We start from the raw sequence: 18,468 nt of genomic DNA, 5'->3' as shown, positions 1-18,468 counted from the left end.
TGTACTCGCGCCGCGGCGAATGTCCCAAGCGATTCAGACAGTTGGCCGCGACGGCGGCCGGCGCGCGCTCAGGCCTTGGCCGGCGCGCGCCATTGCAGCGCCAGGCAGGACAGCGACAGAACCAGCACCGCGCCGCCCAGCGCCAGCTCGCCCGCCACCGGCAGCGCGGCCAGCAGGGCCGACAAGGCCGACGCGAACAGCATCTGCGCGCAGCCCAGCAGCGCCGCCGCGCGGCCGGCCGACTCCGCGAACGGCGCCATCGCCATGCCCGCCGCCGGGCCCAGCGTGAAGGCGAAGCCCACGCTCAGCACCGCGATCGGCAGCATGTAATGCCAGGCGCCCGGCTGATGCGCCAGCGCCGGCAGCAGCGCGCCGGCCGCCAGCATGATCGCCAGGCCCGTCTTCAATACCCGGCGCGGCCCCAGCCGGCCGATCAGTCCCAGGCCGACGAAGCTGGCCGCCATGATCAGCAGCGCGTTGGCGCCGAACAGCAGGCCGAAGGTGGCCGTGGACAGGCCGCCGCGCTCGATCAGCACCGTCGGCGCCAGCGTCACGTAGCTGACGATCAGGCCCAGCGCGGTGCTGCTGCAGGCGCCGTTGCGCAGCAGCGCCGGATGGCGCAGCACCTGCAGGAAGCCGGGGCCCGCCGCGTTCTCCACGCGCTCCGGCCGCGTCTCCGGCATCAGCTTAGACAGCAGCGCCAGCGCCGCCAGCGCCGACACCGCCAGGAACAGGAAACAGGACTGCCAGCCGTACAGCTCGGTCAGCACCCCGCCCAGCGCCGGCGCCAGCGCCGGCACGATGTTGAGCGCGCCGTTGAGCAGGCTGTAGCGCTGCGCCGCCGCGTTGCCGGAGAAGCAGTCGCGGATGATGGTGAACGCGCACACCGAGCTGGCGCTGGCCCCCAGGCCCTGCAGCATCCGCGCCAGCATGAAGCTGCCCATCGAATCGCTGAGGCTGGCCAGCGCCGAGCCCAGCGCGTAGGCCAGCAGGCCGCCCAGCGCCACCGGGCGGCGGCCGGCGCGGTCCGCCAGCGGGCCGAACAAGAGCTGGCCCAGGCCCAGACAGAACACGAACACGCTGATGCTGGCCGACACATCCGCCTGGAAATGGCGCTGCAGCGCCGGCAGCGCGGCCAGGTACAAATCCACGCCCAAGGGGTTGAACAGAATCAGCAGGATGGCGGCGGCGGTGGCCGGATTCGACTGGCGGACGGCAAGGCTGGAATGCGGCATGACGCGTGCTTCGAAGGGCGAAAGTCGACAGTTTATCAAACCCTGCCCATATCTCCAATTGGCATAAAATTATCATCTTTAAAAATCAATGGCATATCAGCGGATCGGCATGCCGCCGGGGGCTTACAATCGTTCACCAAATCCCCGCCGCCGCAAGGCCTTGAATCAAAAGGCCGAATCCGCGCCGGCCGCGGCCCGCCGCGCCGCGGAGATGGTTGCCTCGGGGCCGCTCTGGTAACCTAGGCGGCAGCCCAAGAACAAACGAGCAGCCTGCCATGAGCACCAATGACACCCGAATATACCTGGCCTCCGGCAGCCCCCGCCGCCGCGAGATACTGGAACAGCTGGGCCTGCATCTGGAACGCATCCATGCCGACATCGACGAGACGGTGCGGCCGGGCGAAGACGCCGTCGCCTACACCGAGCGGCTGGCGCGCGAGAAGGCCGAAGCCGGCTGGCGCGTGGTCTCCTCCTGCGGCCTGCCCGAGCGCCCGCTGCTGGCCGCCGACACCACGGTGACCCAGGATGGCGAGATCTTCGGCAAGCCGGAAGACGCCGACGACGCCCGCCGCATGCTGCGCGCCTTCTCCGGCCGCAGCCATCAGGCCATCACCAGCGTCGCCGTGCGCGACGGCGGCAAGCTGCTCGTCAAAACCTCCATCACCGACGTGTTCTTCAAGCCCCTGTCCGACGCCGAGATCGAGCGCTACATCGCCAGCGGCGAGCCGTTCGACAAGGCCGGCGCCTACGGCATCCAGGGCAAGGCCGGCGTGTTCATCGAACATATAGAAGGCAGCTACACCGGCGTGATGGGCCTGCCGGTGCACGAAACCGCGTTGCTCCTGGCCGAATTCGGCTTCGAACTGCCATGAGCCGGGAGGGTCCCATGCTGCATCAATCGATACCGCTGCCGCGCGACCTGCCGCGGCCGCAAGAACAGATCCTGGTCAACATCACCCCGCAGGAAACGCGCGTCGCGGTGCTGGAAGAGGGCATCGTCCAGGAACTGCACGTCGAACGCGCCGCCAGCCGCGGCATCGTCGGCAACATCTATCTGGGCCAGGTGAAGCGCGTGCTGCCGGGCATGCAGAGCGCCTTCATCGAGATCGGCCTGGAGCGCGCCGCCTTCCTGCACATCGCCGACGTGCTGGAACAGCGCCAGCACCCCACCGAGCCGCAACGCATCGAGAAGATGCTGTTCGAAGGCCAGACCGTGCTGGTGCAGGTGATCAAGGACCCGATCGGCACCAAGGGCGCGCGGCTGTCGACGCAGATCTCGCTGGCCGGCCGCTTCCTCGTGCACCTGCCGCAGGAAGAGCACATCGGCGTGTCGCAGAAGATTGAAAGCGACGCCGAGCGCCACAGCCTGAAGGCGCGGCTGGAAAAGCTGCTGCCGGCCGGCAGCCCCAGGGGCTACATCATCCGCACCAGCGCCGAGACCGCCCGCGACGACGAGCTGGCCGCCGACATCGAATACCTGTCCAAGCTGTGGTCCGACATCCAGCAGAAATCGCAGACGCTGCCGGCGCAGAGCCTGCTGTACGACGACCTGCCGCTGGCGGTGCGGGTGCTGCGCGACATGGTCAGCGGCTACACCGACAAGGTGCTGGTGGACTCCAACGAGAACTACAGCCGGATGGTGGAGTTCGCCGAACAGTACGTGCAAATCGCCGTCGACAAGATCGAACGCTATGCCGGCGAGCGGCCGCTGTTCGAGATGCATGGCATCGAGGCCGAAATCGAGAAGGCGCTGGCCCGCCGCGTCAACCTGAAGTTCGGTGGCTACCTGATCGTCGACCAGACCGAGGCGATGACGACGATAGACGTCAACACCGGCGGCTTCGTCGGCAACCGCAACTTCGACGAAACCATCTTCAAGACCAATCTGGAAGCCACCCAGGTGATCGCCCGCCAGCTGCGGCTGCGCAATCTGGGCGGCATCGTCATCGTCGATTTCATCGACATGGACAACGACGAGCACCAGGCCGCGGTGCTGGCCGAGCTGGCCAAGGCCATGGCGCGCGACCGCACCCGGGTGACGCTGAACGGCTTCACCAGCCTGGGACTGGTGGAAATCACCCGCAAGCGCACCCGCGAGAGCCTGGCCCACATCCTGTGCGAGCCTTGCCCCACCTGCCAGAGCCGCGGCGAGATCAAGACCGCGCAGACGGTGTGCTACGAGATCCAGCGCGAGATCGTGCGCGAGGCGCGGCAGTATGACGCCAAGGGCTACCGCATCCTGGCGGCGCAGTCGGTGATCGACATGTTTCTGGACGAGGAGTCGCAGAGCCTGGCCATGCTGGTGGATTTCATCGGCAAGCCGGTGTCGCTGTCGGTGGAGTCCAGCTACACCCAGGAGCAGTTCGACGTGGTGTTGTTGTGATGTAGGGCGGAGGCCCGGCATGGCCGGGCGTTCCGCCGGCTCCATCCTTGTGGAGCAGAGAGGCAAGAACGGGCGATGGCGATGAGCTGTTGCCCGTTTTGTTTTGCGCTGGCTTTGGCCAAACTCAGGTGAGCTGTGGATAAAAAATGATTTAGCGCACAGCTGTGGATAAGCAGCCTTGCCAGGCTCCAAGCTTGAATTGCCCGCTAGTGCCCTCAGGAAAAGAGCACTCGCAGACAATTAATTCAAACAACGAAGCTGGGAGCAGCCTTGCATGAATAAAGATTCAGCTGCAGACAGTGCGCTTGCCTTTATTTAGAGACCTATTTCACTTAAATGGGTTTTGAAAGTTCTGCAAATATTCTTTGCCGAATTTATATGATGCATAATCATTTAAATGGCCAACATCTCTATAAATTGGCACCCCATCAATCTCGGTCTTACAAACCCCACCTTTGCATTGGATGTCTTTCGGGTCGATGAAAATCAGATCAGGGTGCTCTTTTTTAAGTCTAGAAAATAATTCAGAGAACCACTCCGTCTCATCTCCTTTCCAAGCAATAGAACCACACATATTAGCATCATAGTCCTGCCTAAGCTTTATATGCTTATAATAACAAGCAAAATAATTCAACGGCATGCCATAAATTGTTTTAACAATAACAGGCTTCGCTCCTGATGCTTCAATCATACCCAATGCATTTCGGATCGAGGCTTCAATTCGCTTTCGAGACAATTCAATAGATTGTGAATCGCCTAATTTGTTAATTACATTATTCCCTGCATAATTCATCCAAACCTGGCCAATGATGACATAGTCAAACTTACTGTCCTTGATTCTCTTATAATACTGCTGTGTATTATTATAACAATCTTTATAAACAGTATTCCTGAAGGTCCACCAATCATATAAATAAATATTTGGCAAAGTCAAACAAGAAGAGGTTCCTTGGACAGAAATAGACAAATTAGCATCTTTTGCCAGCACATCGAAAAAGCCCCAAAAATGGTTCGAATGAGAATCGCCTATTAAAAGCGCTCTTTTTTTCGAAAGCTTGGCACCAATAATACAGCTAGGGCTTATGATTGATGGATCTCCATCGATACAAGATTTTCTGTCTTGCGAAGCGTATTCTCTGATTGTCGAATCAATTCGCGAGTACTCGGCACCAAACCGCTCAGGAAGCCCATTGAGGTAGTTACTTGACGAGTATAATACAGCAGAAAAGAAAATCGGTAAGAAAACCATAAAAAATGCAGTTTTCCTTAGCTTCCAATCCATTCTTCTACATGGCTTTTCAATTAAAAAATAAGAAATAAAAGCAATGAAGAATGTTGCAAGATAGCAAAAAATCTTGAATTTTAAATCCTGATCAAAACCAATATATTTTCCTGCCGCAAAAATGGGCCAGTGCCACAAGTATAATGAATAAGATAATTTTCCCATGCAAACCAAAATGGGGTTAGATAGCATTTTATTAACAAGGCCATTACCCCCATCACCAATAAATATCAACACCGCAACAGCAAGGCATACTATTAATGCATGATAGTCTGGAAAACCGATATCTATATTTTCCAGTACAGCAACCGCGATTACCGCACAAAAAGAGATTGCTCCCAATACTGTTGCCAGGCTGTTATTGAGTGCTTTCTTATTCTGACCAAGAAAAACAATACAGCTCCCGATTAAGAACTCAAACATCCTAGAGGTGAGAAGGAAATAACTCTTATCCGGGTACGTCTTGGAAAGGTAAAGAGATAGTAGCGCCGCTCCTATAGTAGAAGCCAATATTACATGCTTAACACTTTGATGGGATAATCTTTTAAACAGAACCACCAAGCCAATTGGCAAATTAAATACCACTGCCATTCAATTGATAGTGACCATGTATGCAATAAAAGTAAAAATGATGAGTCTGTCGCCGCATAGCTTGTCACAACTCGTGAAAAGTGCTGATTAGATATGAATAATGTCGCATATCTCGTGCTGTTTGTATAATTTATTAAATCTTCTGGCAAATAATATAGCGCAGCCAAAATAGTAGTAAATAAAATTACGGCTATTAAGCTAGGCTGCAATCGCCACAGCCTTCTTACATAGAAATCAGCCAATGAGAAGTCATTGTTTTTTATCCTCCAGTAGCAAATAGAGGTTATTAAAAATCCTGAAATCACAAAGAATATATCAACCCCGATAAATCCGGAAGGAAATACACTTAGCCCGCCATGAAAAGACAGCACAAGCAGAACTGCAATTGCACGCAAGCCATCAATATCTGCACGATATTGAACCGTTTTCTTCACTTCGTCTAATAGTGCAGGGCGGCTAAACAGTGGCAAAGTCAGCGATGATAAAAACTTCATATAATAGTAATGGGTATTTAAATTAGAATCGATGAAATACTGACTTCATGTCTTTTATATCTCACCCACAATGACATTTGAGCATGCCGCCATTCTTATATAGTCAAAGACTAAAACCAAGCATTCATCAACAAATGCATGCCTACTCTGAACAGGCTGGTTTATTACTAAAGAAAAGAACCGCTTTAATTTTGATATGAATAACTTCACTTACGCATCAAAAGCCCAGTAAGCGATTTTCCAACATCAAATTCAGACAACATCCGGCCCTTCCCCCAACGTAAACAGTTAAGAAAACACCCGCCCAGCGCCACGTCAGGCACCCAAGATGTCGCCCATCTCAACAAAGCGCTACTGAAAAACCTTATAGAATACCTGAACTTAGGCAATTAGACATAGAGAGACAAGCAGTAAGGTAAAGCAGCACAATGCTGGGTCAGGGATATATGCGCCGCATAGGCGCTATTTCCCCAACACTTCCGCCATCCGCCTCATGCTCGCCGCCACGATCAAATGATGAAACGGCGTCACCGCCGCCAGATACATCCTCCCCAACGCATTGTGCGGCCGCACCAGCGTGCTCACCTGCAAGCAGCCCATCCGCCACTGCAACACCACCCGGAAATCCAGATGGCGGTCGTCCTCGCCCAGCACCGCGTCGCGCTCGCCCAAATGCAGCACGCGGAACACGCCCAGTTGCTGGCCGACATGAAAGGGTTCTGCCGAAGAGGCGGCGGGCCGGGCGGTTTTCAGACCGAATGGCGACACCAGCCGGTCGCGCAGGCGCATCAGCGCGCGGGCCCAGGGCGGCATGGCGCTGGAGAAGGCGCGCAGCAGGCTGGCGGCGTCGGCCGCCGTCGCGCCGGGCGGCAGCGGGATGCTGCAGCGGTCCTGCCAGGGATAGCGGCTGGCGGCGTCGTTTAGCAGCGGGATGGCGGAAAAATCGTATTGGGCGGACATGCGTCTCTCCCGATGTGGCGATGCGCCAGCTTGCCGGACGGAAACCAAACGGTCTTGAAGCGAAACGACGCGCGTCAGGCGCGCAGGCCCGGTTCGGCGCACATCCGCAGAATCGCCGCCTTGGGCAAGCGGTACAGCCGCAGCGCCGGGTCGTCGTCCAGGCCCTGGACATAGGCTGAAGGCGTGCGGCCGGCGAAACGGACGAAATCGCGATGCAGATGCGCCTGGTCGGCGTAGCCGGCGGCGGCGGCCACGTCGGCCCAGTCGGGCGGCGAATCCCAACGGGTGTTCAGCAACAGGCGGTTCAGCCGCGCCTGCGGCCGGAAGGCGCGCAGGCTCTGGCCGGCGCTGGCGCGGAAACGGCGCTCGAATTGCCTGAGGCTGAGGCCGAAATGCGCGGCCAGCTCGCCGGCGCTGCGGGCGGGCCAGCCGGACGGCAGTGCCAGCGTGGGCGCGCGGTGGCCATGCCGGGTAGCCAGACGGCGCAGCAGCGTTTCCGCCTGCGGGCGCAAGGCGTCGCCGGCGGCGTCCGTCAACGGCGACAGCCAGGCCGGCGGCAGCAGCAAGTCCAATGGCAGGTAGGCATCGAAGGCGTCGGCGGCGGCGATGCCGAACAGGCGCGGCAGCTGGCCGGGCTTGAGCCAGGCCATCAGGATGCGGGTGCTGGGCGAGGCTGTGGCCAGCCTCACGCCGGCGCAGCCGCCCAACAGGCCGGCCGGGGCCAGCGCGCCGCCGTGGTCCAGGCGGATCTCGCCGCCGGCGACGAACAGCAGCATCGGGTGCAGGGTGGCCGGCAACAGCAGCGGGCCGCCCGGCAGCGCGATGTCCAGCATGTCTCCCAGCAGCGCGCCTAGGCCGGGCGGCGGCGGATAGAAGGCGGGGAGAGGCGGGAGGGTCATGGCGGGCTGGCGCGAGATAGACTGCAGTCATTGTGTCGCCGCCGCGGCTGGCCGGTCAATCCGGGCGGCGGATGCGAAAACGCCCCGCGCGGGCGGGGCGTTTCTCGCTGCTTAACCGGACGGCTTACACCGCCATCACCGCTTCCACCTCGTCCACCGTCTTCGGGATCGGCTCGCCCAGCACGCGGCTGCCGGTTTCGGTCACCAGCACGTTGTCCTCGATGCGGATGCCGCCGAAGTCGGCGTATTCGCGGAACTTGGCGTAGTTGATGTACTGGCTGTGGCGGCCTTCCTTCTCCCAGGCCTCGATCAGCGCCGGGATGAAGTAGACGCCGGGCTCCACGGTCAGCACCATGCCCGCCTTCAGCGCCTTGCCCAGGCGCAGGTAGCCCAGGCCGAACAGCTTGCTGCGCTCGGTGCCGTCGCCGTAGCCCACCAAGTCTTCGCCCAGCGCTTCCATGTCGTGCACGTCCATGCCGATCTGGTGGCCCAGGCCGTGCGGGAAGGCGATGGCGTAGGCGCCGGATTCGACGATGGCGTCCACGTCGCCATGGAAGAACCCCAGCTCGGCCATCCGCTCCACCATCACGGCGGCGGACAGCTTGTGGATGTCCTGGTATTTGACGCCGGGCTTGACCGCGGCGATGGCGGCCTCCTGCATCTCCAGCACGATGTCGTACAGCTCGCGCTGGCGGGTGGAGAACTTGCCGCCCACCGGGAAGGTGCGGGTGATGTCGCTGGCGTAGCCGCCGCCGCTGGCGCAGCCGGTATCGTTCAGCACCAGGTCGCCCTGCTGCAGCACGTGGTCGTGGTGGTGGTTGTGCAGCACTTCGCCGCGCTTGGAGAAGATGGACGGGTAGGCCAGCTGCCAGTCGTGGCGGCGCATGATGCCTTCCATGATGCCCACCACCTGGTATTCCACCACGCCGGGCTTGGCGTTCTGCATCGCGGCGATGTGCATGGCGTGGGTGACGCCCAGCGCGGCCTCCATCTCGGCGATCTCTTCCTCGCCCTTGATCTCGCGCAGCGCCACCACCGCGCGGGTCAGCTCGGGACAGAAGCCCGCCTTCACCTGGGCCGGATGCGTGTCCAGCAGGCGGCCCATCTCGATCAGCGTCTCGCCGCGGTACGGCGCCAGGTAGCGCACCGGGCGGCCGGCGGCGCGGGCCTCGGCTACTGCTTGCGCCAGCTCGACGTACGGGCGGCTGCGCGAGAGCGATGCCTTGGCGGCGCGCTCGGCCAAGGACGGCAGCGGGCCGGTCCAGACGATGTCGGCCACGTCCGGATCATTGCCGAACAGCGTCGCCTCGCCGCTGTCGGCGTCGACGACGCCGGCCAGGCCGGGCTCGTTCAAGCCGAAGAAGTAGCGGAAGCTGGAGTCCTGCACGAAGGGCAGGGTGTTGTCGTGGTAATTCATCGGCGAGTCGACGTTGCCGACGAACAGCAGCAGGCCGGACAGGCCGGAAGCTTGCAGGCCGGCGCGGCGCTGGGCGTAGACGAAAGGGGCGAACATGTTTTCTCCTTTTGCCGCATGCCGGCGGGAGGCGCCGCTGCGGGTATATTCAACCGCCTAAGTTATCACGCGCGGCCCCCGCCGGCCAGCCGCCGCCTCAGCGTGCTGGCGCCTCCACGGCCTTTTCCGGCGCGGGTTTGACCGGGCTCAGCAGCCGACACAGCAGGCCGCCGGCCAGCATCGCCCACAGCGGCGCGCCCAGGCCGGCGAAGCTGACGCCGGAGGCCGCCACCACGAAGGTGAGCAGCGCCGACTCGCGGTGCTCGGCATCGGCCAGCGCCGCGCCCAGCGACGACGCCAGCGTGCCGAACAGCGCCAGGCCGGCCGCCGTCACCAGCAAGGGCTTGGGCAAGGCCAGCGCCAGCGCCGCCAGCGCGCCGCCCATCACGCCCATGACGATGTAGATCAGCCCGCAGAACACGCCGGCCACGTAACGGCGGCTGCGGTCCGGATGCGCTTCCGGCCCGGTGCAGATGGCGGCGATGATGGCGGCCAGCGTCACGCCATGGCCGCCGAACGGCGCGGTGAGCATCGACGCCAGGCCCAGCGCGGTCACCGGCGAGCGCGCCGGCACTTCATAGCCGAAGGCGCGCAGCACCGCCATGCCGGGCAGGAACTGGCTGGTCAGCGCCAGCAGCGCCAGCGGCAGGGCCAGGTTGACGAAAGCGGACCACGACCAGGCCGGCCAGGTGAACAACGGCGCGGCGACGGCATGCAACGACGCGGCCGCCGGCGCATGCAGCTCGCCGGCGGACAAGGCCGCGCCGGCCGCGATGGCGGCCAGCAGCGCCCAGCGGGGAAACCAGCGGCGGCCGATGAAAAACAGCGCCGCCATCGCCAGCACCAGGCCCAGATGGCCCGTCGCCTCGGCCACCACTTCGCCGACGAAATGAAACAGGATGCCGGCCAGCAAGGCCGCCGCCAGCGCCGGCGGGAACAGCGCCATCAGGCGATCGAACAAGCCGCTGACGCCCACCAGCGTGACGATGGCGGCGGCGGCGAGGAAGGCGCCCACCGCCTCCGGATACGGCACGCCGGGCAGGGCGGCCAGCAGCAGCGCCGCGCCCGGCGTGCTCCAGGCGGCGATCACCGGCGTTTTCCAGCGCAGGCTCAGCCACAGGCCGGCCACGCCGGAGCCGATGGATACCGCCCACACCCAGGACGCCAGCTGCCCCTGCGACAGCCCGGCCGACTGGGCGGCGTGGACGATGATCAGAAACGGCCCGGAAAAGCCGACCAGCAGGGCCAGAACGGCGGCCAGCAGGGTGGAAGGGGCGGCGTCGCGCCGCAAGGTTTGCCACATGGCGACTCTCCTGATGAAAACCAATGTCGCCAGCGTGCCACGGCCTGCGCGCCGCAGACTCCCACAAGCGCGCCAAACAGTTTATGCTGGGCCGCATCTGTTCTATATAACAGCCATCCTCAGGAGCCCCGCATGCAGTTGACCGGCATTCCCTTCGGCGTCACCGACTGGGCGGACATCCCCGCCGCCGAGCACCCCGGCGAACAGGGCCGCGCCTACTGGCGCACCCGCCAGTTCGGCGACATCCGGGTGCGGATGGTGGAATACACGGCCGGCTACCTGGCCGACTACTGGTGCGAGAAGGGCCACATCCTGCTGTGCCTGGAGGGCGAGCTGCACACCGAGCTGGACGACGGCCGCGTCTTCGTCCTCACGCCCGGCATGAGCTACCAGGTGGCGGACCGGGCCGAGGCCCATCGCTCCCGCGCGCCGCAAGGCGCCAAGCTGTTCATCGTCGACTAAGCCCATGCCGCAATACCAGGACATCGCCCGGCTGCTGCAGGCCCGCCTGGACGCCGGCGAATTCCCGCCCGGCGGCAAACTGCCCTCGGTGCGACAGCTGGCCGCCCACCATGGCGTCAACAGCCTGACCGCGCTGGCCGCCTACCGCTGGCTGGAGCAGAAGCAGCGGGTGGTGGCGCGGCCGCGCGCCGGCTTCTACGCCGCGCTGCCGGCCCGCGCCGCCGGCCAGCCGCCCGCCCGCGCGCTGCCTTCTCCGGCCACGCTGGTGGATGTGGACAGCCGCATGTCGCAGCTGGTGGCGCTGTCGGCGTCGGACGTGGCGGTGCAACTGCACATGGCCGAAGCCCACCACAGCCTGTATCCGGCCGCCGATCTGGCGCGGCGGCTGCAGCAGACGCTGCTGCGCCAGCCGGAGCTGATCGGCGCCTACCTGCCGGCCGGCCAGCACGAGCGGCTGTGCCTGAAGCTGCAGCAGATGGCCGCGTCCTGGCAGCTGGCGGTGACGCCGGACGAGATCCTGTTCTGCAACGGCATCACCGAGGGCATCAGCCTGGCGCTGCGCCACCTGACCCGCCCGGGCGACACGGTGGCGGTGGAGACGCCGGTGTACTTCGGCCTGCTGCAGACGCTGGCGGCGCTGGGGCTGAAGGCGCTGGAGATTCCGTGCACGCCGGACGCCGGCCTGTCGCTGGAGGCGCTGGAATTCGCGCTGCGCTACGGCCCGCCGGTGCGCTGCCTGGTGACGGTGACCAACTATCAGAACCCCACCGGCGCGCTGATGCCGGACGACAACAAGAAGCGGCTGCTGGCGCTGGCGCGCCGCCACGGCGTCTCCATCATCGAGGACGACGTGTTCGGCGAGCTGTACTTCGGCAAGCGCCGGCCGACGCCGCTGAAAGCCTGGGACCGCGACGGCGACGTGATCTACTGCGCGTCCTTCACCAAGAGCCTGGCGCCGTCGTTCCGGCTGGGCTGGCTGTCCGGCGGCCGCCACCACGCGGCGCTGGAGCGGCTGCGCGCCAGCAGCAGCCTGGTCAGCCCGGCGCTGCTGCTGGGCACGCTAGCCGACCTGTTGGCCAGCGGCGACTACGCGCGCATCTCGCAGCGGCTGCGCGCGCGGCTGGCGGAGCAGATGGAGCGGGTGGCCGACGCGGTGCTGGCCGCCTTTCCGCGCGGCACCCGGCTGCGGCGGCCGCAGGGCGGCCTGCTGCTGTGGGTGGAGGGGCCGGAGCGCCTGGACAGCGGCCGGCTGCTGGAGGCGGCGCTGAAGGAATCGATCAGCTTCGCGCCGGGCATGCTGTTCTCGGCCGAGCCCCGCTTCCGCCATTGCCTGCGGCTGAATTTCGGCCAGCCCTGGGACGCCGCGCAGCAAGCGGCCATCGTCCGGCTGGGCCGGCTGGCCGCCGAACAACTGAGGACCGCATGATAGAAAACGGCTTGCTGATCCGCCCTCCCGAGGCGGCCGAACTGCCGCTGCTGGCGCGGATAGAGCGCCGCGCCGCGCGGCTGTTCTCCCCCGCGGACCTGCCTGCCGCGCTGGCCGAGCACACGCTGCCGGCCGAGACCCTGAGCGCCGCCCGCGACGCCGGCCTGCTGTGGGTGGCGGACGACACCAGCCTGCCGGTCGGCTTCGCGCTGGCGGAGATCGTGGACGGCCAGCTGCACCTGGCCGAGATGGACGTGGACCCGGACCACGCCCGCCGCGGCATCGGCTCCGCGCTGCTGCGGCACACGCTGGCCCAGGCCGGGCCGCGCGGCTGCGCCGCCGTCACGCTCACCACCTTCGCCCACCTGCCGTGGAACGCGCCATTCTACCGCCGCCACGGCTTCATGGAATTCGAGCCTCCCGCCGGCAGCGCGCTGGCCGACCAGCTGCGCGCCGAGGCGGCGGCCGGGCTGCGCAACCGCGTCGCGATGCGCCGCCCCCGGACATGAGGACAGGCCGATGGACAGGATAGACATGGTAGTCATCGGCGCCGGCGTGGTCGGCCTGGCCGTCGCCAAGGCGCTGGCCGAGGCCGGACGCGAGGTGATGATCGTCGAAGCAGAGCGGGCGATCGGCCTGCACGCGTCCAGCCGCAACAGCGAGGTGATCCACGCCGGCCTGTACTACCCGGCCGGCAGCCTGAAGGCGAAGCTGTGCGTGGCCGGGCGCGACGCGCTGTACCGCTATTGCGCCGAGCGGGCGGTGCCGCACCGGCGACTGGGCAAGCTGATCGTCGCCAGCCGCCGCGGCCAGCTGGCCAGGCTCGCCGCGCTGGAACGACAGGCGCGCGCCAACGGCGTGGACGACATCCGGCGGCTCTCCGCCGCCGAAGCCCGCGCGCTGGAGCCGGCGCTAGGCTGCGCGGCCGCGCTGCTGTCGCCGTCCACCGGCATCGTCGACAGCCACGCGCTGATGCTGTCCTTGCTCGCCGACGCCGAAGCCGCCGGCGCGCAGCTGGCGCTGGCATCGCCGGTGGAGAGCGGCGCGGTCACCGCCGACGGCATCGTGCTGCGCGTCGCCGGCATGGAGCTGCTGGCGGACAAGGTGGTCAACGCCGCCGGCCTGTTCGCGCCCGACCTCGCCCGCGCCATCGCCGGCCAGCCCGTCGAGGCGATTCCGAAGGCCCGCTACGCGCGCGGCGTCTATTTCTCGCTGCAGGGCCTGGCGCCGTTCTCGCGGCTGATCTACCCGCTGCCGGAAGCCGGCGGCCTGGGCAGCCACCTGACGCTGGACCTCTCCGGCCAGGCGCGCTTCGGCCCGGACGTGGAATGGGTGGACGGCGTCAACTACCACGTCGATCCGGCGCGCGCGGCCGCCTTCTACCACGCGGTGCGCGCCTGGTGGCCGCAACTGCCCGACGGCTCGCTGACGCCCGGCTACGCCGGCATCCGCGCCAAGATCGCCGGCCCCGGCGAGCCGGACGCGGATTTCGTCATCCAGGGGCGCGCGGTCCACGGCGCCCAGGGCCTGGTCAACCTGTTCGGCATCGAGTCGCCGGGACTGACCAGCTGCCTCGCCATCGCCGAAGAGACCCGCGCCCGGCTGCTCGGCTAGCCGGGCCGGGCGTTGACGGGCGCGGATGCAAATCGCTTACAATCAGCCGCAATACGCGGAGAAACAACAAGCATGCTGATTCTGAATCAACGTCAACAAGAGCTGCTGGACCTGGTCAAGCGCGAGAGCTACGTCAGCGTGGAAAAGCTGGCCGACCACTTCTCCGTCACCCGCCAGACCATACGCCGCGACATCGCGCTGCTGTCCGAACACCAGCTGCTGCAGCGCTACCACGGCGGCGCCAGCGTGCTGTCCAGCGTCGAGAACGTCGCCTACCAGGCGCGGCAGGTGCTGTGCATCGAGGAAAAGCGCCGCATCGCCGCCTGCCTGGCCCGTCACATCCCGGACAACGCCTCGCTGTTCATCAACCTGGGCACCACCACCGAGGAAGTGGCCAAGGCGCTGCACCGCCACCGCGGCCTGAGAGTGATCACCAACAACCTGCACGTGGCCGAGCAGATGTGCGACTACCCGGACTGCGAGGTGATCGTGCTGGGCGGCTCGCTGCGCAAGCGCGATCGCGGCCTGACCGGCGAGGCGACGGTGCAGATGATCCGCCAGTTCCGCGTCGACTACGGCATCATCGGCGTGTCCAGCATCGAATCCGACGGCACGCTGCGCGACTACGACTACCGCGAGGTGCGCACCACCGAGGCCATCATCCAGCAGTCGCGCCAGGTGTTCCTGGCCGCCGACCACAGCAAATTCGACCGCCCGGCGCTGGTGGAGCTGGGCCGGCTTTCCCAGATCGCCGCGCTGTTCACCGACAAGCCGGTGCCGCCGGCCATCGCCCGCGTCATCGAGGAATCCGGCACCCAGCTGCATCTGGCGGAATGAACGCCAGCCGACGGTTTCCGCCGCCGGCCTCCAGGCCGGAAAACAACCGCTCCGCGGGCCGGAATACTCTGCAAGATTTTGTTAGCGCGTCTTATTCCGCTACGTGATTTTGCTATGCTGAAGCATCGATTCCTCACCAAGGCAGGTGCGCCATGCAGCCCACTCTTGGCGCGCAGGCGGGCAGCATGCTGTTCCGCGACGCTTCCGGCCGCTACTGCGCCAGCCTGGCCGGCTACCGCCTGCTGAGCGCGTTCCAGCCCATCTTCTACAAGGGCGGCAGCCTGTTCGGCCACGAGGCGCTGCTGCGGGTGGTGGACGAGGGCGGCGAATGGCTGCCGCCGGACCGCTTTCTCGCCTCGCTGGCGCCGGACCTGGCGCTGGAGGCCGACCGCCTGGCGCGGCTGATCCACGTGCGCAACTTCGCCCAGAGCGGCCAGGGCGGCTGCCTGTGCCTGAACCTGATGCCCGCCACCGTGCAGCAAGACCAGAGCGGCCGCACCCACCTGCCGCTGCTGAGCAGCATGCTGCAAAGCGTGGAGCTGGACAGCGGCGGCGTGATCTTCGAGCTGCCGGAATTCGAAGTGGAACACCACGGCCAGCCGCTGCTGAACGGCATGCGCCACGCGGCGGAAATGGGCTTCGGCCTGGCGGTGGACGATTTCGGCGCGCTGCCTTCGCGCCGCGACAGGATGGGCGAGCTGAGCCCGGACATCATCAAGATCGACCGCAGTCTGCTGTTGGACCACATGGCTGGCGAGACGCAAAGGCTGCCGGCGCTGCTGGAGTTCGGCTGGCAGATCGGCAGCCGGATGCTGGTGGAAGGGATAGAAACCGCCGAGCAGCAGGAAGCGATGCGCGCGCTCGGCGTGGAACTCTACCAGGGCTATCACCTGGGCAGGCCGGGCGAGCTGGCGGTAGCCCGCCAGCTGTAGCGCGCGGGGGCTTATTGGGAATCGCGGGTATGGCCTGCAGCTAAGCCGCGCTACGGGGCTTCATGGGCGCGCCTGCGCAATGCGGCCAACGCCATATGCAAAATACCCATCAATTACTCGGGGGGACACGGCATCGCCCCAAGCAAGTGGTGTGTTTTGTCCAATTTTAGGCCCCTGCAAGAATCAGGTGGGCCGGCATTGTCATGATTTTAATATTAAAATTTTGACGGCATAATTCTTATGCACCACAATCTGGTGGTTTTCACCCGACATTTCGGGTGGCTAATTACAAGTTAGGCGCTGTTACATGCACCGCTCTGTGAATCAATTGCTAGATGAGCTGCCCTCAACACGAGGCAATCCAATTGAAGTCGAGGGCATTCTTAACGTGCAGCCTGAGGGCTATGAGCTTCTTCACTATCCAAAGTCTGAGCGCCGTACGAATGACGAAGTTAGTGGCCCAATCTATCGATCTAGTGTTTGGCTAGCTTTTGGCAATGGGAGCATTCAGCCCAATCACTCTGCTCTTGCTCATTGGCTTGGAAAAAGAGTTCGAGTGCATGGCATTGTTCAAACCACATCCAATCCTTCACCCGAGCGCGAGTTTCATCATCACGGTGGCTTTGGTCCTTCTGGGTCTTGGTTGGCGCAATTAGAAGTTTTCTCAATTCAGCGGGTTACTTCGGAAAATCGGCATGAAAAAAGCGCCTAACCTTTCGGTCAACGTGACCGCCCAAAGCTGCGCAGCTCCGGCGGCAGCTTACGTCCAGCATTAGCGTTCAATGGAAGGAAACAGCGCCGTGGACTTTCACACAAAATCTGACATCGAAAGCTCAATCCTGCGGATAGATGAGCTGCTTACCTGCGGTATATTCCAGCCGACCAATTCTCGTCATGTGCTCTTTCGGGCGGCATTCATCGAGCTTCTCATCGCTCTTCGTGACCTGATGTACAAGTCCGAAAAGCTCGGTCGACGCATTGCTTTCGCCGACGACGTCAAGCAGACCGAGAAAATCAAAGATGTCACCCACCTCATAAAGTACGTGAGGGACGCTTTTTGCCACCCAGACTCCGAGAATCACTACATCGAGGCGGGCGTGAAAGCAACCTTCAACGTGGTCTTCGGTCAAGCGAGTTTGTTAAAAATCGGGGATTTTGAGCAATTATCAAAATACCATGACGACATATGCTTTTTCTTTGGCTCGCAGGGAATCTATCTCCAGCGCCACGTCGTCCGCGCATTCAACGAAGCCAAGGCTCATTTGCTTCCGCTAGTTGAAAACTAACAACCGCGCATCCCGGGTATTGCCAAGATGGGCGTGCTTTGGCGGAACTCCCGGCTGTGCCGGGATTCCGCCCTACGATTGATGATTTCGCGTAGGGCGGATACCCCGTTCACGGGGTGATCCGACGCTCACTGCGTACCCACTAACCTAGGCCGCCATCAAACTGACACATCCGCGGGGCGGGCCTTGGCTCGCCAGCTATCACCGCTCCGGTCCAGCCCCAGGCTGAGCCAGGCCAGGGCCGTAGATACCGTCTTTCACGTCAAGCGGCTCTTGCGTAGTCGGCCCGGTAAGGTTGGCGTGTTTTCAGCACGCCAAAGCACAGATGGACAAGCTTGCGCATAGCTGCTCCCAGGGCGGACATTTTCGTCTTGCCCCGCGCTAATAATCGGTGATACAGCGCCTTAACATGTGGGTTGTATCGTATGGCGACCACTGCTGCCATATACAGCACGGCTCGAAGGCGCGCTGGCCCAGCTTTGGATAGGTGAGCTCGGCCCAAGAGCGAACTACCTGATTGACGTTCCACTGGCACCAAACCGAGATATGCGGCCAATTGCTCGGCGCTGACGAAATGATGGGTATGCATGGTGGCCAGAAGATTGCTGCCCGACTGCGGGCCAATGGCCGGAATGCTGCTCAACAGGGCCAGGTCCGCTTTCAATTCCGGGTGACGGTCAATATGGTCGTCGATATCCTGCTGCAACTTGGCCAGTTGTGTTCCGATAAACGCAATCGACTCGATCAGCGACTGCTGAATCAGCTCTGGTGTATCGGTGGCTTCGGCTTTTTCTTGCCGATTCAGCTCACGGCGAAGATCCTGCTGCAGCGCCTCGCGCCGAGCCAGCAACGCCTGTAGCGCACGGGCTTGCCGGCTGGGAGGAATCCAGGCCATAGGTTGGAGCAAGGCTCCATAACGCGCCAGGACCAAGCTATCTACGCCATCGGTCTTGGTTCGAATCGCCAAGCCTTTAGCGAAGTCGCGGATTTGCGCCGGGTTGATGATGGAAACGATCACACCGGCATCGCACAAGGCGATGGCTGCTTGTTCGTGATACACGCCGGTGCCTTCCATCACGGCATGAACCTGCCGGGGCTCCAGGCCTTGCTTGGTCAGCCATGACAACAGAGCATGAATGCCGGTTTTATCGTTGCTCACGCATTTGGCTTTGCGTTTGTTGGCGGCATCCAGCAAAAGAGTGCAGTCCAGTTTGGCTTTGGCTACGTCTATTCCGAGATAATGCATAAAGC

The 18,468-nt window shown here is 63.2% G+C and carries 18 protein-coding genes; 10 read left to right on the top strand and 8 right to left on the bottom strand.

Annotation, left to right across the window (positions count from 1 at the left end):
- Positions 1-68: 68 nt before the first annotated feature.
- Positions 69-1,235: a multidrug effflux MFS transporter gene (locus ACY3GB_RS14695; protein WP_463089394.1), complete on the bottom strand. Its 1,167-nt coding sequence runs from the start codon at positions 1,233-1,235 to the stop codon at positions 69-71.
- 275 nt (positions 1,236-1,510) lie between these two features.
- Between ACY3GB_RS14695 and ACY3GB_RS14690 the strand changes: the two genes are divergently transcribed.
- Both ACY3GB_RS14690 and rng read left to right on the top strand, forming a co-directional pair.
- The gene (locus ACY3GB_RS14690) at positions 1,511-2,107 is read left to right on the top strand and encodes a Maf family protein (protein WP_463089393.1); all 597 of its coding nucleotides are present in this window, start codon (positions 1,511-1,513) and stop codon (positions 2,105-2,107) included.
- Between the two features lie 14 nt (positions 2,108-2,121).
- Positions 2,122-3,618: a ribonuclease G gene (rng, locus tag ACY3GB_RS14685; RefSeq protein WP_463089392.1), complete on the top strand. Its 1,497-nt coding sequence runs from the start codon at positions 2,122-2,124 to the stop codon at positions 3,616-3,618.
- A gap of 328 nt (positions 3,619-3,946) precedes the next feature.
- Here rng and ACY3GB_RS14680 read toward each other — a convergent pair whose 3' ends face one another.
- The 6 genes from ACY3GB_RS14680 to ACY3GB_RS14655 all read right to left on the bottom strand — a co-directional run bounded on the left by ACY3GB_RS14680 (position 3,947) and on the right by ACY3GB_RS14655 (position 10,660).
- Entirely contained in the window at positions 3,947-5,491 is a 1,545-nt protein-coding gene (locus ACY3GB_RS14680) for an acyltransferase family protein (RefSeq protein ID WP_463089391.1), read from the bottom strand.
- On the bottom strand, positions 5,413-5,985 hold the full coding sequence (locus tag ACY3GB_RS14675) for an acyltransferase family protein (protein WP_463089390.1): 573 nt from the start codon (positions 5,983-5,985) through the stop codon (positions 5,413-5,415). Before ACY3GB_RS14675 ends, ACY3GB_RS14680 begins: the two co-directional genes overlap by 79 nt.
- Before the next feature lie 462 nt (positions 5,986-6,447).
- The gene (locus tag ACY3GB_RS14670) at positions 6,448-6,945 is read right to left on the bottom strand and encodes a DUF2867 domain-containing protein (protein WP_463089389.1); all 498 of its coding nucleotides are present in this window, start codon (positions 6,943-6,945) and stop codon (positions 6,448-6,450) included.
- 74 nt (positions 6,946-7,019) lie between these two features.
- Positions 7,020-7,844, bottom strand: a complete 825-nt coding sequence (locus tag ACY3GB_RS14665) for a helix-turn-helix domain-containing protein (protein WP_463089388.1) — start codon at positions 7,842-7,844, stop codon at positions 7,020-7,022.
- Between the two features lie 124 nt (positions 7,845-7,968).
- The gene (locus ACY3GB_RS14660) at positions 7,969-9,357 is read right to left on the bottom strand and encodes an aminopeptidase P family protein (RefSeq protein WP_463089387.1); all 1,389 of its coding nucleotides are present in this window, start codon (positions 9,355-9,357) and stop codon (positions 7,969-7,971) included.
- Between the two features lie 97 nt (positions 9,358-9,454).
- Positions 9,455-10,660, bottom strand: a complete 1,206-nt coding sequence (locus ACY3GB_RS14655) for a benzoate/H(+) symporter BenE family transporter (protein ID WP_463089386.1) — start codon at positions 10,658-10,660, stop codon at positions 9,455-9,457.
- Positions 10,661-10,792: 132 nt separating this feature from the next.
- Here ACY3GB_RS14655 and ACY3GB_RS14650 point away from each other — a divergent pair, with 132 nt between their 5' ends.
- The 8 genes from ACY3GB_RS14650 to ACY3GB_RS14615 all read left to right on the top strand — a co-directional run bounded on the left by ACY3GB_RS14650 (position 10,793) and on the right by ACY3GB_RS14615 (position 17,217).
- The gene (locus tag ACY3GB_RS14650; protein WP_463089385.1) at positions 10,793-11,122 is read left to right on the top strand and encodes a DHCW motif cupin fold protein; all 330 of its coding nucleotides are present in this window, start codon (positions 10,793-10,795) and stop codon (positions 11,120-11,122) included.
- A 4-nt stretch (positions 11,123-11,126) separates the two neighbouring features.
- Entirely contained in the window at positions 11,127-12,548 is a 1,422-nt protein-coding gene (locus tag ACY3GB_RS14645) for an aminotransferase-like domain-containing protein (protein ID WP_463089384.1), read from the top strand.
- Positions 12,545-13,057 carry a GNAT family N-acetyltransferase gene (locus ACY3GB_RS14640; protein WP_463089383.1) on the top strand — a complete coding sequence of 171 codons (513 nt, stop codon included), beginning with the start codon at positions 12,545-12,547 and terminating at the stop codon, positions 13,055-13,057. The genes ACY3GB_RS14645 and ACY3GB_RS14640 overlap by 4 nt, the downstream gene beginning before the upstream one ends.
- Before the next feature lie 10 nt (positions 13,058-13,067).
- Positions 13,068-14,162, top strand: coding sequence for an NAD(P)/FAD-dependent oxidoreductase (locus ACY3GB_RS14635; protein WP_463089382.1), 1,095 nt, complete (start codon positions 13,068-13,070; stop codon positions 14,160-14,162).
- Between the two features lie 72 nt (positions 14,163-14,234).
- Positions 14,235-14,999, top strand: coding sequence for a DeoR/GlpR family DNA-binding transcription regulator (locus tag ACY3GB_RS14630; protein ID WP_463089381.1), 765 nt, complete (start codon positions 14,235-14,237; stop codon positions 14,997-14,999).
- 152 nt (positions 15,000-15,151) lie between these two features.
- A complete protein-coding gene (locus ACY3GB_RS14625) occupies positions 15,152-15,931 on the top strand; it encodes an EAL domain-containing protein (protein ID WP_463089380.1) in 780 nt (259 codons plus the stop codon).
- Between the two features lie 307 nt (positions 15,932-16,238).
- Positions 16,239-16,643, top strand: a complete 405-nt coding sequence (locus tag ACY3GB_RS14620; RefSeq protein ID WP_463089379.1) for a hypothetical protein — start codon at positions 16,239-16,241, stop codon at positions 16,641-16,643.
- A gap of 88 nt (positions 16,644-16,731) precedes the next feature.
- A complete protein-coding gene (locus ACY3GB_RS14615; protein WP_463089378.1) occupies positions 16,732-17,217 on the top strand; it encodes a hypothetical protein in 486 nt (161 codons plus the stop codon).
- Between the two features lie 262 nt (positions 17,218-17,479).
- Here ACY3GB_RS14615 and ACY3GB_RS14610 read toward each other — a convergent pair whose 3' ends face one another.
- Complete coding sequence (locus ACY3GB_RS14610) at positions 17,480-18,463, bottom strand: IS110 family RNA-guided transposase (RefSeq protein WP_463090944.1); 984 nt, start codon at positions 18,461-18,463, stop codon at positions 17,480-17,482.
- Positions 18,464-18,468: the final 5 nt, after the last annotated feature.

It is taken from the genome of Chromobacterium sp. Ag138, assembly GCF_055181315.1.
This window is presented reverse-complemented; position numbering and strand designations above follow the sequence as displayed.

Bases quoted from the DNA above. Each gene is read 5' to 3' on its own strand.
- ACY3GB_RS14650 (WP_463089385.1), top strand. From the start codon at position 10,793: ATGCAGTTGACCGGCATTCCCTTCGGCGTCACCGACTGGGCGGACATC.
- ACY3GB_RS14610 (WP_463090944.1), bottom strand. From the start codon at position 18,463: ATGCATTATCTCGGAATAGACGTAGCCAAAGCCAAACTGGACTGCACT.
- ACY3GB_RS14675 (WP_463089390.1), bottom strand. From the start codon at position 5,985: ATGAAGTTTTTATCATCGCTGACTTTGCCACTGTTTAGCCGCCCTGCA.
- ACY3GB_RS14630 (WP_463089381.1), top strand. From the start codon at position 14,235: ATGCTGATTCTGAATCAACGTCAACAAGAGCTGCTGGACCTGGTCAAG.
- ACY3GB_RS14660 (WP_463089387.1), bottom strand. From the start codon at position 9,357: ATGTTCGCCCCTTTCGTCTACGCCCAGCGCCGCGCCGGCCTGCAAGCT.
- ACY3GB_RS14625 (WP_463089380.1), top strand. From the start codon at position 15,152: ATGCAGCCCACTCTTGGCGCGCAGGCGGGCAGCATGCTGTTCCGCGAC.
- ACY3GB_RS14620 (WP_463089379.1), top strand. From the start codon at position 16,239: ATGCACCGCTCTGTGAATCAATTGCTAGATGAGCTGCCCTCAACACGA.
- ACY3GB_RS14655 (WP_463089386.1), bottom strand. From the start codon at position 10,660: ATGTGGCAAACCTTGCGGCGCGACGCCGCCCCTTCCACCCTGCTGGCC.
- ACY3GB_RS14690 (WP_463089393.1), top strand. From the start codon at position 1,511: ATGAGCACCAATGACACCCGAATATACCTGGCCTCCGGCAGCCCCCGC.
- ACY3GB_RS14640 (WP_463089383.1), top strand. From the start codon at position 12,545: ATGATAGAAAACGGCTTGCTGATCCGCCCTCCCGAGGCGGCCGAACTG.
- ACY3GB_RS14645 (WP_463089384.1), top strand. From the start codon at position 11,127: ATGCCGCAATACCAGGACATCGCCCGGCTGCTGCAGGCCCGCCTGGAC.
- rng (WP_463089392.1), top strand. From the start codon at position 2,122: ATGCTGCATCAATCGATACCGCTGCCGCGCGACCTGCCGCGGCCGCAA.
- ACY3GB_RS14665 (WP_463089388.1), bottom strand. From the start codon at position 7,844: ATGACCCTCCCGCCTCTCCCCGCCTTCTATCCGCCGCCGCCCGGCCTA.
- ACY3GB_RS14635 (WP_463089382.1), top strand. From the start codon at position 13,068: ATGGACAGGATAGACATGGTAGTCATCGGCGCCGGCGTGGTCGGCCTG.
- ACY3GB_RS14680 (WP_463089391.1), bottom strand. From the start codon at position 5,491: ATGGCAGTGGTATTTAATTTGCCAATTGGCTTGGTGGTTCTGTTTAAA.
- ACY3GB_RS14670 (WP_463089389.1), bottom strand. From the start codon at position 6,945: ATGTCCGCCCAATACGATTTTTCCGCCATCCCGCTGCTAAACGACGCC.
- ACY3GB_RS14695 (WP_463089394.1), bottom strand. From the start codon at position 1,235: ATGCCGCATTCCAGCCTTGCCGTCCGCCAGTCGAATCCGGCCACCGCC.